The sequence below is a fragment of the Oxalobacter paeniformigenes genome (assembly GCF_027158465.1).
GTDB lineage: Bacteria > Pseudomonadota > Gammaproteobacteria > Burkholderiales > Burkholderiaceae_D > Oxalobacter > Oxalobacter paeniformigenes.
The window spans coordinates 170582-182259 of the sequence record NZ_JAMKYL010000003.1 but is presented as its reverse complement, the minus strand read 5'-3'; the positions used below and the strand labels follow the sequence as shown (position 1 = coordinate 182259).

At 50.5% G+C, this 11678-nt stretch carries 14 protein-coding genes; 3 read left to right on the top strand and 11 right to left on the bottom strand.

Annotated elements, in window-relative coordinates; all coding sequences use genetic code 11:
* Nucleotides 1–59: 59 nt before the first annotated feature.
* The gene (locus tag NAI64_RS05855; RefSeq protein ID WP_269298691.1) at nucleotides 60–1274 is read left to right on the top strand and encodes an amino acid aminotransferase; all 1215 of its coding nucleotides are present in this window, start codon (nucleotides 60–62) and stop codon (nucleotides 1272–1274) included.
* Between the two features lie 200 nt (nucleotides 1275–1474).
* On the opposite strand, the gene galE is transcribed toward NAI64_RS05855, so the two are convergent.
* From galE to efp, 3 genes are all read right to left on the bottom strand, one after another.
* On the bottom strand, nucleotides 1475–2500 hold the full coding sequence (galE, locus tag NAI64_RS05850; RefSeq protein ID WP_269298689.1) for a UDP-glucose 4-epimerase GalE: 1026 nt from the start codon (nucleotides 2498–2500) through the stop codon (nucleotides 1475–1477).
* A gap of 233 nt (nucleotides 2501–2733) precedes the next feature.
* Nucleotides 2734–3642, bottom strand: a complete 909-nt coding sequence (locus NAI64_RS05845; protein WP_269298687.1) for a YicC/YloC family endoribonuclease — start codon at nucleotides 3640–3642, stop codon at nucleotides 2734–2736.
* Between the two features lie 142 nt (nucleotides 3643–3784).
* The gene (efp, locus tag NAI64_RS05840; protein ID WP_269298686.1) at nucleotides 3785–4345 is read right to left on the bottom strand and encodes an elongation factor P; all 561 of its coding nucleotides are present in this window, start codon (nucleotides 4343–4345) and stop codon (nucleotides 3785–3787) included.
* Between the two features lie 590 nt (nucleotides 4346–4935).
* Here efp and NAI64_RS05835 point away from each other — a divergent pair.
* Both NAI64_RS05835 and NAI64_RS05830 read left to right on the top strand, forming a co-directional pair.
* A complete protein-coding gene (locus NAI64_RS05835; protein WP_269298685.1) occupies nucleotides 4936–5835 on the top strand; it encodes a BRO family protein in 900 nt (299 codons plus the stop codon).
* Between the two features lie 810 nt (nucleotides 5836–6645).
* Nucleotides 6646–7671, top strand: coding sequence for a DUF3644 domain-containing protein (locus tag NAI64_RS05830; RefSeq protein ID WP_269298683.1), 1026 nt, complete (start codon nucleotides 6646–6648; stop codon nucleotides 7669–7671).
* Between the two features lie 128 nt (nucleotides 7672–7799).
* Here the strand turns inward: NAI64_RS05830 and lysC are convergent, their stop codons facing one another.
* The 8 genes from lysC to NAI64_RS05795 are packed head-to-tail and all read right to left on the bottom strand — an operon-like array spanning nucleotide 7800 to nucleotide 11644.
* A complete protein-coding gene (lysC, locus tag NAI64_RS09115; protein WP_456238719.1) occupies nucleotides 7800–8054 on the bottom strand; it encodes an Rz1-like lysis system protein LysC in 255 nt (84 codons plus the stop codon).
* A complete protein-coding gene (locus NAI64_RS05825; RefSeq protein WP_269298681.1) occupies nucleotides 7945–8289 on the bottom strand; it encodes a hypothetical protein in 345 nt (114 codons plus the stop codon). Before NAI64_RS05825 ends, lysC begins: the two co-directional genes overlap by 110 nt.
* Nucleotides 8286–8798 (bottom strand): lysozyme, encoded by a 513-nt coding sequence (locus NAI64_RS05820; RefSeq protein ID WP_269298679.1) that lies wholly within the window; start codon nucleotides 8796–8798, stop codon nucleotides 8286–8288. Before NAI64_RS05820 ends, NAI64_RS05825 begins: the two co-directional genes overlap by 4 nt.
* The gene (locus NAI64_RS05815; protein ID WP_269298678.1) at nucleotides 8798–9091 is read right to left on the bottom strand and encodes a hypothetical protein; all 294 of its coding nucleotides are present in this window, start codon (nucleotides 9089–9091) and stop codon (nucleotides 8798–8800) included. Before NAI64_RS05815 ends, NAI64_RS05820 begins: the two co-directional genes overlap by 1 nt.
* Nucleotides 9088–9333: a hypothetical protein gene (locus tag NAI64_RS05810; RefSeq protein WP_269298676.1), complete on the bottom strand. Its 246-nt coding sequence runs from the start codon at nucleotides 9331–9333 to the stop codon at nucleotides 9088–9090. Before NAI64_RS05810 ends, NAI64_RS05815 begins: the two co-directional genes overlap by 4 nt.
* The gene (locus tag NAI64_RS05805; protein ID WP_269298674.1) at nucleotides 9317–9865 is read right to left on the bottom strand and encodes a hypothetical protein; all 549 of its coding nucleotides are present in this window, start codon (nucleotides 9863–9865) and stop codon (nucleotides 9317–9319) included. Before NAI64_RS05805 ends, NAI64_RS05810 begins: the two co-directional genes overlap by 17 nt.
* A 3-nt stretch (nucleotides 9866–9868) precedes the next feature.
* A complete protein-coding gene (locus tag NAI64_RS05800; RefSeq protein ID WP_269298672.1) occupies nucleotides 9869–10249 on the bottom strand; it encodes a glycine-rich domain-containing protein in 381 nt (126 codons plus the stop codon).
* Between the two features lie 15 nt (nucleotides 10250–10264).
* Entirely contained in the window at nucleotides 10265–11644 is a 1380-nt protein-coding gene (locus NAI64_RS05795) for a hypothetical protein (protein WP_269298671.1), read from the bottom strand.
* Nucleotides 11645–11678 lie beyond the last annotated feature (34 nt).

Here is an 11678-nt window from a genome sequence, read left to right as displayed (position 1 = left end):
GTTGCTTCATGCACGATGATGCGGATTGCATCTTGCACTAGATATTGAATGTTAACACGATGAACCAATCTATTCCGGAAACAATCTTTTCCGCCATTCCGATGGCACCACGCGATCCCATTCTGGGTATCACCGAAGCTTTTCATGCCGATACCAACCCGAACAAAATCAATCTCGGTGTCGGTGTCTATTATGACGACAACGGCAAGGTTCCCCTGCTTAAATGCGTTCAGGAAGCCGAAAAGCAGATCACCGCATTAGGCAGCCCGCATACCTATCTGCCGATCGACGGTCTGCCGCTGTATGACAACGCCGTCCAAAAGCTGGTATTCGGTGAAACAAGCGATGTCGTCAGCCAGAAACGGGTCGCCACGGTACAAGCCATCGGCGGAACCGGCGCACTGAAAATCGGTGCCGACTTTCTCAGGCGTTTCTCTCCGGGTTCGCAAGTCTGGATCAGTGATCCCAGCTGGGAAAATCACCGCGCCCTGTTCGAATATGCCGGATTCAAGGTCAATACCTATCCCTACTATGATCCGGCCACCCGCGGCGTGGACTTTTCCGGCATGAGCGATACCCTCAAGGCACTGCCTGCCGGCTCGATCATCGTATTGCACGCATGCTGCCACAATCCGACCGGAGCCGACCTGTCGGATGCGCAATGGGATGAAATCATCGACATCGTCAAAACCCGCAAACTCATTCCGTTCCTTGACATGGCCTATCAGGGCTTTTCGGAAGGTATCGAATCCGATGGCCGGATCGTTCGCCGGTTCTCGTCGCAATATACGCCAGTACTGGTATCCAATTCCTTCTCGAAATCCTTCTCCCTGTATGGCGAACGTGTCGGCGCATTCAGCATCGTCGCCGGCAACGCGGATGAAGCAGCACGTACCTTGTCACAGCTCAAACGCATCATCCGGACCAACTATTCCAACCCGCCGATTTACGGCGCGAAAATCGTTGCGACGGTACTGGCCAATCCGGAACTGCGCCAGATGTGGGAAAACGAACTGACCAGTATGCGTGTGCGTATCCACGAAATGCGACACAAACTCGCCGATGAGCTGACGGCACGGAAATACGGCCAGGATTTCAGCTTCATCACCCGCCAGAACGGCATGTTCTCCTATTCAGGCCTGACCCCTGAACAGGTCGAGCGCCTGAAAAACGAATTTTCGGTTTATATCGTCAGCACGGGACGTGTCTGCGTGGCAGCACTCAATTCGCACAACCTGGATTACGTCGTCAACGCAATCTCCAGCGTTCTGTAAATCCCGCGTGAAATCCGCTCCATCCGGCAAATGCCAAAGTATTTGCCGGATTTTTCATAACCATTTCAGAAACAGACTTTGCCAGCCGGCAATACACCGGCGCGATGATTATCATCCGGCGGCGAAAAACACAGACGATTTTCCGGCTCGCCATCGTCCGGCACAAAAGCGGTCACCTCCTTACCACGAGGCCGTCTCTTTCAGATATACCCGTTCGGATTGCTACTTTGCCAGTTCCAGTAATCGCGGCACATCTCATCCAGACCATAGCGTGCTTTCCAACCCAGAAGCGATGCCGCCAGGGACGGATCAGCATAATACAGCGGCACATCGCCGGCACGTCTCGGTGCAATCCGGTACGGAACCGGTTTTCCGCAAGCCTTTTCAAAGGCATGGACGACATCCAGTACACTGTACCCGACTCCCGTTCCCAGATTGACGGTAAATCCCTTGTGTTCACGGAACAGGTATGCCAGTGCATCCACATGTCCGCGTGCCAGATCCATGACATGAATATAATCCCGGACACCGGTACCATCCTTTGTCGGATAATCGTCGCCGAATACCGCCAGTTCCTTGAGCCGTCCGACCGCGACCTGTGCGACATACGGCATGAGATTGTTCGGGATACCGTGAGGATCCTCTCCGATCAGTCCGCTGGGGTGCGCCCCGACAGGATTGAAATAACGCAATATGGCAACCGCCCATGAGGAATCGGAAAACGACAGATCATTCAGGATTTCCTCGATCATCAGTTTCGAACGACCATACGGGTTGGCGACAGACAATCTGGCCGTTTCGGGTACCGGTGAATAATCCGGATCGCCGTAAACCGTCGCCGACGAACTGAACACAAAATGGCGGACACCGGCTTTTTGCGCCACCTGCAACAGCGCGACCGTACCGGCGACATTGTTATCGTAATACATCAGCGGCTTCGCCACGGACTCACCGACCGCTTTCAATCCGGCGAAATGAATGATGGCATCGACGGTGGACTGTGCGAATATTTTTTCCATTGCTTCCGTATCACGGATATCCGCCTCATGGAAAACCAGCGTTTTTCCGGTGATTTGCTGCACCCGTTCCAGCGACTTGCGGGAACTGTTGCACAGATTGTCCACGGCAACCACGTCATACCCCGCTTCCAGCAGTTCCACACAGGTATGTGAACCGATATACCCCGCAGCACCGGTCACCATCACAGTTTTGCCGACATTCGCCATTTTTGCACTCCGATATTCTATCAACCGTATTGTTCATTCACCGGCAAGCCGGTTTTTCAGGAAAGCCATTATATGTCATCGTCAACGGTAAAACAGCCATACAGCTCACACCCCATTGACAGTGGTATCGCTTGCCTACTCATCACGCCTTCCGATTTGCCGTTTCGCCTGCTACGGTACACAATAAAAAAGCGGGATGCGAAAACATCCCGCTTGCAAATGAAACACGAACATCATTCCAGATTCTGGACCTGTTCCCGTATCTGCTCGATCAACAGTTTCAGTTCCATGGATGCATCGGACAATTCCTTGATCGCCGCCTTGGAGCCCAGCGTATTGGCTTCGCGATTCAGTTCCTGCAACATGAAATCCATACGCTTGCCGACCAGCCCGCCTTTTTCCAGAATGGAGCGCGTTTCATCCAGATGGATTTTCAGGCGTGACAGTTCTTCCGCCACATCAATCCGCATGCCATATAACGTCACTTCCTGACGGATCCGTTCAGCAGCTTCCTGCTGCGTCATCGTCGCTGCAGAATTGCCTTCGATCGCCACACCCAGCGCTTCCTGCATCCGTTCGATGGCTTTCTGTTTGAACTGTTCGACCATCTTCGGAATCAGCGGCTCGATTTGCCCGACGATATGCTGCATCGCGACAACCCGATCAACCAGTGTTTTGGTCAATGCCGCCCCCTCCCGTTCCCGTTCGGCAGTAAACGTATCGAGCGTATCAGCCATCGCCTGTCTGACCTGCTGTTGCAATGTTTCCTGATCGGGAGAAGTTTCCTCGATCATACCCGGCCAGCGCAACAATTCGTTCACCGTCATCGCCTGCGCTTCCGGATACTGTTCCCTGATCTCGCGCTGCAAGCCTGACAGTTCCTGCAACAGCGCCTGATTGAGCTTCATGGCAGACGGATTTTGCGTCCCCCTGGCAAAAGACAAACGGCATTCCACCTTCCCGCGCCGGATATTTTGCATGATGGATTCACGGAAAAACGGTTCATACGCCCTGAACTCGTCATTCATTCTGAACTGCAAATCCAGAAAACGCGAATTGACGCTTTTCAGTTCGATCGTAAGCGTTCCTGCCACGGTTTCAAGCGATGTCGTGGCGTAAGCGGTCATGCTGCGGACTGCCATATCGGTTCCTTGTTCAATATTGGTGATAGGTGAATGATTGCCAGTACTGGCCTGTAAGATTTCCTGCTGTTTTCAAGAAAAACGGCACGCCAGCGCGTGCCGTTTCCGGAACAGACGACAGGTCGTTTCGTCCTGACAATCCTTATTTGCTACGGCTGCGGTATTCACCGGTACGGGTATCGATTTCGATCTTGTCGCCGATTTCGACAAACAGCGGAACCTGGATTTCGAAACCGGTTGCCAGTTTGGCGGACTTCATGACCTTGCCGGAAGACGTATCACCCTTGACGGCCGGTTCGGTATAGACAACTTCACGGATCACCGTATTGGGCAATTCGACGGAAATGGCACGGTCGTTGTAGAAAACAACTTCGCACGGCATACCGTCTTCGATGTAATTCAGCGCGTCGCCCATGTTTTCTGCATCGACTTCGTACTGGTTGTATTCCGCGTCCATCAGAACATAATGCGGATCGGAAAAATAGGAATACGTGACTTCCTTCTTGTCCAGTACGACAACATCGAACTTGTCATCTGCACGATAAACGGCTTCCATGTTGGAACCGTTAAGCAGATTTTTCATTTTCATCTTGCAGACAGAGGCATTGCGTCCTGATTTGCTGTATTCCGATTTCAGAACAACCATCGGTTCGTTATTGACCATGACGACATTGCCAGCGCGTACTTCTTGTGCAGTTTTCATAAAAATAGGTAAAAAATGGATTGAACAATAAACAAAAAATTCCGTTCCGTCGCTCTGGACATGACAGGCGCCGGATCATGTATTTGGTAAAAACGGCGTTATTTTAACGCAAAAAGTCGAAAATAGATAAAAATTAACAGCTTATCTGTAAATATGTTTAGACATGAACGAAAATCTGTCGTAGGGGAGCGTCGCCCATGTCTAAACGCTTTTTCGCATATTTCCAGAGCTTCCGGCTCTGGCTTTCCATCAATGCTATGTCTCAACGTTTCTGAGGCGGCGGTACGGTTGGCAGCATATACACCGTCGGCAATGCGCATTTGACAAGGACTGCACAGGCACGGCATACTGATTCTGCACCGGAAAAAGACGGTGCCGGGATTGGCGTCCCGATGACTACAGGCGCACGCCGCCTTAACCCTGTTTTGTGCGGTTTTTTTGTGCGCAATGTCTCTCCTATGGCGGGGCTGTATGGGGTGTCTTCGGACACGCCGTTCCCTGTAGCGCGGTACGCCAACCTGTACAGTTCTGCCACCCCTGATTGGCGTCGGGGATGGCAGTGTCAAAAAACTTGCTACAGGAGAGATACCATGTCTCATTCTATTGCTACGTCCGTAGCATCCTTTTCTTTTGAAAATTTCCCTGTCCGTGCCATCAATCGCAATGGCGAAATCTGGTTTGTCGCTGCTGATGTATGTGCTGTGCTGGACATCAAGAATCCACGCGATGCCGTATCAACGCTGGATGATGACGAAAAGGATGTCGGTATTACCGACACCCTTGGCGGAAAACAGAAATCAACAATCATCAACGAATCCGGCCTGTATGCCCTGATTCTGCGTTCTCGCAAGCCCGAAGCAAAACGCTTCCGGAAATGGGTCACGTCCGAAGTCCTGCCTGCAATCCGGAAAACCGGCTCCTATTCGCTGACCATCACCAAAGCACAACAAGGCGAACTGTCCACCCTCATCGCAGAGCGTTTCCCATCCGGCAAAGATCGCCCCTACGCATGGTCACGTTTCAACAATCATTTCAGACTGGCCAGCTACAAGGACTTGCCTGCAAACCGGTTTGGGGAAGCATGCGAATACATCAAGACCATGCCTGAACCTGTGCCAGCATTACCGAAGCAGGAAAACAGGAACATCGATCTTTTCGATCCGGATTATATTGTCCGAACCCGGCAGATCGCGCTCCAGTATTTCGATGATTTCCGCAAGGCGGTCAGAGATGGTACGGACACGCCGACTATGGATATTCCGGCTGATGTATTGGCGGGACTGTTGGCTGGTTCGTTGTGGCGTTATCAGTTTGTTTTGAATATCAGTCATGAGGGAAAAGTACAGATCACGCCAATGCCAGACCCGTTCGATACGGTTACCAAAATCATTTCTGACCCGGGTTGGGTGAATATTGCAAAGATCAGACAGTTATTCGATGCGTGTATGACGGCATTGACGAATCGTCTGGGATTCGGAAGAGCGAAATGATGACCTACACGTCGCACCCCTCGCGGGTGCGTGGGTTAAAACTGTTGTAGCTGACTGTAAAAATATTAGAGTAAATCTCCAAAATGGATAAATTTATCCATAAACAAAGCCTCCGAAAATTCGGGGGCTTTTTTGTTGACATGACAAACAAAAAGCGAACAAAGAGAAATTGCAAGGATGGTCAGCATCGCGTCTGTCGAAACGCAACGAAAGAAAAAAGATTCGCCAAACGCTCGAAATGATGCTTTCTGGGAAAATGCCAGACGACACGAAAATGATTGGTCGCAGGAAAACTTTCATTTTCCAAATCGCATAAACACTGCCTTCCTCTCCGCCTCGACCGCCCTGCCCCACGCCTTGTCTCCCGACCGTTCCGCCTCTTTCCGTTCCCTGTTGAGATCCCTCAGCTTTGAAGAAAAATCATCGAACATTTCCAGACGCTGTATTCCCAGATCATAATCCCCGTCTCCCAGACGCCTGATCGCCCGATAAGCTACAAAACGGGCGCCGACACCGGGTTAGCTTGTGTGTCATACGGACAAAACAAAAACGTCGCTAAAAATTCAGCGGCGTATCAAACTGGTTGCGGGGGCGTGCTACCAACTTGAGAGATAGACAAAAATCATTGCAAAGAATTGTAACTCATGCTGAAACAATTAGTATTTGACAAACAACTCGTCTGTTGTGCATACTGAAAATATCTCTTAATTAATGCGGTCATTTCGACCCATCAGTTTGCAGGTTTTCCTATTCACGGCCTCATATAAGCAGAGAGTACACTAGGATGCCATAAAAAAGTGAGAATATGCAATGATGGAAATTCAAGATTACCTTATTCGAAAGTCAATAGAAGCATTCATACTCTCAATTGAGATATACAACAAACCAACGATTAAGTATCGTGTAGAAGGATTTTCTTTCTTCATATGCAATGCATGGGAACTCATGCTAAAGGCTCATCTTATAAAAACTGTTGGAGAAGATAGCATCTATTACAAAGATAATCAAAATAGAACAATAAATCTTGAAAATTGCATAAAAATAATATTTACAAACAATAAGGATCCATTACGGATTAACCTTGAAAAAATAATTGAGTTAAGAAATACCAGTACCCACTTCATTACTGAAGAGTATGAGATGGTTTATGCACCATTATTTCAGGCATGCGTCCTAAACTTCATAGCAAAGCTGAATCAATTCCACCAAGTTGATGTAATAGAAATTATTCCTGATCACTTTGTAAATTTGCTCGTCTCACTTAATTCTATGAAAAAGGAGGAAGTAAAATCCAAGTATCCAGAAAAGATATCAAAAAAACTTATTGATACAAATGAAGATATCTTAAATTTAATGAGTGGAAACAATGATAAGTTTGCAATAACAATTCGTCACGAATATTACATAACGAAAGATAAATCAAAAGCATCAGGTATTATTTCAATTGATAAAACTTCTGAAATTCCTTGTCGAATCATTAAAGAATTAAAAGACCCAAACGAAACACACAAATTTACAGCAAGGAAATTATGCGAAGAAGTAACAAAACGCCTTAAGAGACAGAACATTTCCATAATGTATAAAGGCGATATTATTGATAAATTTAATATTTCGCATTTCAATATGTTTAATAGCTATTATGACATCAAATCACAGGAAAAATTATGTTACACACATAAACATTTCAAGCAGCCAAGCTATTCTTACTCAAATGCGGCGATTGAACTCATTGTTGAAGAGATAAAAAAAGATCCAGAAAATATTCTGGATAACATAAAGAGGAACCTGACAAAAAAAGATTGTAGGGTGCCGACCCCAGGGGCAAAGGAATTCTAAGCGAAAACGCCTACTCCCATTAGGGAACCCAGCCTGTGTCCTTCACGAGTCAGCTTTGTCATTTTCGCACTATTTAATTAAGAACACAATAGATAATTAACAAACAAAGTATGTATATACTTGCTTCTTCATAGTGTTTCCCATACTCTCACCATTGTCTTGTGTCTTGCCGCGCACTCCCCATACATACCGATCACATCCACCATCCAGCCTGTAAGCTCGTCATAATCCCCGTCCGGTGGCTCCGGCAACGCCTTACAGTCAGCAGCCAGACTACTGTCCAGCGGCGGCACGGTTGGCTGTATGGACGGCTTCGGCGAGGATGCGCAACCGATCAAGATCAGGACGGCACTCAACAGGGACAGGATTGTTTTTCTTCGCATGAGCCAGTTCCTTTTTCAGTTCGGCGATTCTCTTTTCCAGTTGTTCAGTATTTCTTAAATACTCGTTGACACTGTCGTTGATCATTTTCGTGGCGTCACGAAAATGGTCGGCTTCTGCTTGAACTGCCGAGAGTTTCTCGGTAGTTGAATCGGCGGACATACGCCACCCGTTGGCAATCCATCCTGCCGTGAATCCGGCGATCAGGCATGCCGCGATGATGATGTTCTGTTTCATGTTTCGTCTTCCGTCATGCACAGTTCGTATTCCGCTTTCCGGCGTTTGACCAGTCCGGGCAGGACTTTTCCGCCTGCTTTCGTCCAGGACAACAATGCCTTGCAGGCTCCGGCTTTGTCTTTTGCTCTGGCCCGTTTGATGTGGGTCGGTGTATTGCCGTTTTTGAGGACGCAAAACCCGTCTTTCACGCCTTTTTTTCCGGCGCCGACGTTGTATGCGAATGAGACGAAGGCGGCTCGCTGGTACACGTCGATGGTTGACGGTGCGCATCGTTCGACGATCGCGGCGGCTTCGGCCAGATCGTTTTTCAGCCAGCCTTGCCGGGTCGCTTCGTCGTACCATTTTCCGATGATGACGTCCGGCCCGGTGTGTCCGACGCCTGCTGTCGGGATGCCGACGGGATCGGCATAGCCGACCGGTTCATCCCCTTCGAAGTTAACGACGAACGGTATGCAGATGGATATGGCGGCAAGTGAGGCGATGGTCAGTTTTTTGATACGGTTATTCATCATTTGCCCAGAAAATACTTGTACACTTCCCAGATCGTGTAACCAGAACCGATAATGCTGGCCAACCACACGAGAACTTTTCTGAGCGTTCTTGTCGCCTGAATCGCGTCAACAATACCTTCGGTATCTTTCTTGACATCGCGCAACTGATTATCGATGCGGTCAAGCTTGATGTTCTGCGCTATGTTCTCCCGCTGCACATCCTTGATCGCTTCGGTATGTTCGTTCAGTTTTTGCCGGATGAGCGCATGCGCCGCTTCCGGATCGTGCGGCAGTTCGTCTTTCAGTGTCATGGCTGCCCCCTCAACGCCGGCGGACACTGCAAGCGGTTCTTCTCGGACAGATACGCGCTCTCGCAATGGTCTTTCTGCCAGAAAAAAAGCGCGTCGATCACCCGCCGCAACAACGCCCATCCCCTGCCGTCATCGCGCTTTCTCCATGCCCGGCTGGATATGGTTTCGTCCGCCCAGCCGCCGCAAACCGTGTTGACGAGCTGGTCAAGCGCGATGGGAATTTGCTCAAGCCGTTTCGGCATTTCCGGCCTCCGGCAAGGTGATGGTGACGTCGATGGCTTGCACGTCCCCGACGGTTTCGCACAGTTCCAGCCGGTCTTCGAGTGCCTGACGTTGCCCGATGACGTAGCCGGATAGCAGGGAAAACGCGTCGTGCTTGGCGATGACGCGCTGTACCAGATCGTCCAGCGTGATGCCGCGCCCGGCAGCCAGTGCAGTGAGTAATGGGGCATCGGCAGGGTTCTGGCTTACCAGATAGGCGTTGGCTTCGCTTGTCTGCTGGTCGAAGGTCAGTACTTCGGTTTCCGGGTAGGTGCTGATGGCGGCGTTGAGGATGCTGTCGCAAGCCGCGTTGATTTCCGTGAGTTTTGCCGATTTCGCTTCTTCCAGCGTCACCGTTGTTTGGGGTACGACAAATTCCCCGTTTTCGTAAATGGTGCCTGTCTGTACGTCGTCGCCGCATTCGATGAGGCTGTAATCATCGGGAACGTCGAAGACGGTATCGACGACGTTGATGACGGTTTTCGTTCCTTTTTTGATCAGTGCGTATTTCATGTTTCACCACCATGTCACAATCACGAGTCCGGCAGACCCTGCGCCGCCTGATGCCCATTCCTGTGCCGCTGCCGCACCTCCCGAACCACTGTTGCCTGTTTGAAAATGCGCGAAGTCTGCTCCCGCCGCGTTGATATGTTCGCCCGCTGCTCCTGTCTGGTTTCTCGTGCCACCGCTTCCACCTTCAGCGGAGACCGTCCCGAATGACGAGGCGCCGCCTGGTGAGCCGTTCATATACGTCTGCCAGCCGCTTACATTTGCATGACTGCCGCCTGCTCCGCCCGCGCCTACGACAACCGGAAATTGCTGCCCGGGCGTCGCTTTCAGTACATAAAGCACTGCCGCTCCTTTGCCGCCTGGTCCGTTACCTGGGTAATAAGCCATATCATTCTCCTTTTTTTACCATGCGTATCCGCCTGTTCCGCCGCCTGAGCCGCCGATGATGTAAACAGCCAATTCCGTGACGCCTTCCGGTACGGTGAAGGTGCCGTTTTCCGTAAAGACTTGCATTCCTGCCGTCGCCGGTTTTCCTGCCAGATCGGCATAGTTCCCGCTGGTGGCTATCGCGGACAGAACCGGCTTGTTGAGGATCGCCGCCGCCCCCTCGGTGGCATTCCAGTCGGCGTTGACTTGTTCCGGTATGGCGTCCACCGCTTGCTGTATGGCTTGACTGACTTCCGGTTCGGTGGCGAAGTCTTTGCTGTTGGCCTCTGCGTCATACGGGATATAGCCCAACGCGCTTTCGATGGTCTCCGCGGTCAACTCCGGGATGGCGGCAATCGCTTCGGCGACTTCCGCATTCGTGGCGAAGTCGTTGCTGTTGGTTTGTCCGTCATACGGGACGTATCCCAGTGCGCCTGTAATGGTCTCTTTGGACAAGCCAGGGATGGCGGCAATCGCTTCGGCGACTTCCGCATTCGTGGCGAAGTCGTTGCTGTTGGTTTGTCCGTCATACGGGACGTATCCCAGTGCGCCTGTAATGGTCTCTTTGGACAAGCCAGGGATGATCACACCAGAAATCGCATCATTGACAGCCTGCTCCACCTTGCTGTCGATTGCAGCGGTTTCTGCAAGCGCCTGTTCAGATTTCGTTACCGCTTCTGCCGCATCGTTGGACGCTTGCTGCGCGGCAGAAAGTGCAGGTTGAATGCTGTTGACCGCATCCGTTGATTGCGATAGCGCGGTAGTCGATTGCGATAGCGCGGTGCCGGATTGCGTAAGCGCTGTTGTCGATCGCGATAATGCAGTGGCTGAATCTGATACCGCTTGAGCGCTATCTGTTGCCGCCTGCTGTGCGGACGCTGCAGCACTGGCCGCACTGGATACAGACTGATTGACAAGACCTTCCAGCTCATCCTTGTACTCGTCTGCCGACACACCTGACGATATGTTGACCTTGATACAGCGCGATACTTGCTCCAGCAGTTGCTGACAGAGGATGGTCAGCTTGTCATATGCCTTGTTGAGCGTACTCGGATAAAACCCGCCCTTGCTCGTGATATTTACGCCCTGATCGTAAGGTACCTGACTGCCAATCGTGATTTTGCTGCCGGTGTAGTCCTTCAACAAAGTGACATATCCGCCAGCATCACTATCCTGATTTTCATTCATGACGACACGATAATCAGTGTCGGCCTCGATTGTCGTTTCTACACCGGTATCGTCTGTCACGACGACGTACACGTCCGTTTTCTCAAAAATCTTGAAATAAAACGGATACGATGCGCCTTCCGTGAACTCGTATGGCCCGGCTTTTCGTGCGATGGATTCTACTGTCATGCGCGTCCCCCTTGCGCATACCTTACACGCTTCA

Bases quoted from the DNA above. Each gene is read 5' to 3' on its own strand.
- NAI64_RS05810 (WP_269298676.1), bottom strand. From the start codon at position 9,333: ATGCCGAAACGGCTTGAGCAAATTCCCATCGCGCTTGACCAGCTCGTC.
- NAI64_RS05820 (WP_269298679.1), bottom strand. From the start codon at position 8,798: ATGAATAACCGTATCAAAAAACTGACCATCGCCTCACTTGCCGCCATA.
- galE (WP_269298689.1), bottom strand. From the start codon at position 2,500: ATGGCGAATGTCGGCAAAACTGTGATGGTGACCGGTGCTGCGGGGTAT.
- NAI64_RS05825 (WP_269298681.1), bottom strand. From the start codon at position 8,289: ATGAAACAGAACATCATCATCGCGGCATGCCTGATCGCCGGATTCACG.
- NAI64_RS05815 (WP_269298678.1), bottom strand. From the start codon at position 9,091: ATGACACTGAAAGACGAACTGCCGCACGATCCGGAAGCGGCGCATGCG.
- NAI64_RS05835 (WP_269298685.1), top strand. From the start codon at position 4,936: ATGTCTCATTCTATTGCTACGTCCGTAGCATCCTTTTCTTTTGAAAAT.
- NAI64_RS05845 (WP_269298687.1), bottom strand. From the start codon at position 3,642: ATGGCAGTCCGCAGCATGACCGCTTACGCCACGACATCGCTTGAAACC.
- NAI64_RS05805 (WP_269298674.1), bottom strand. From the start codon at position 9,865: ATGAAATACGCACTGATCAAAAAAGGAACGAAAACCGTCATCAACGTC.
- NAI64_RS05800 (WP_269298672.1), bottom strand. From the start codon at position 10,249: ATGGCTTATTACCCAGGTAACGGACCAGGCGGCAAAGGAGCGGCAGTG.
- lysC (WP_456238719.1), bottom strand. From the start codon at position 8,054: ATGCGAAGAAAAACAATCCTGTCCCTGTTGAGTGCCGTCCTGATCTTG.
- NAI64_RS05795 (WP_269298671.1), bottom strand. From the start codon at position 11,644: ATGACAGTAGAATCCATCGCACGAAAAGCCGGGCCATACGAGTTCACG.
- NAI64_RS05855 (WP_269298691.1), top strand. From the start codon at position 60: ATGAACCAATCTATTCCGGAAACAATCTTTTCCGCCATTCCGATGGCA.
- efp (WP_269298686.1), bottom strand. From the start codon at position 4,345: ATGAAAACTGCACAAGAAGTACGCGCTGGCAATGTCGTCATGGTCAAT.
- NAI64_RS05830 (WP_269298683.1), top strand. From the start codon at position 6,646: ATGATGGAAATTCAAGATTACCTTATTCGAAAGTCAATAGAAGCATTC.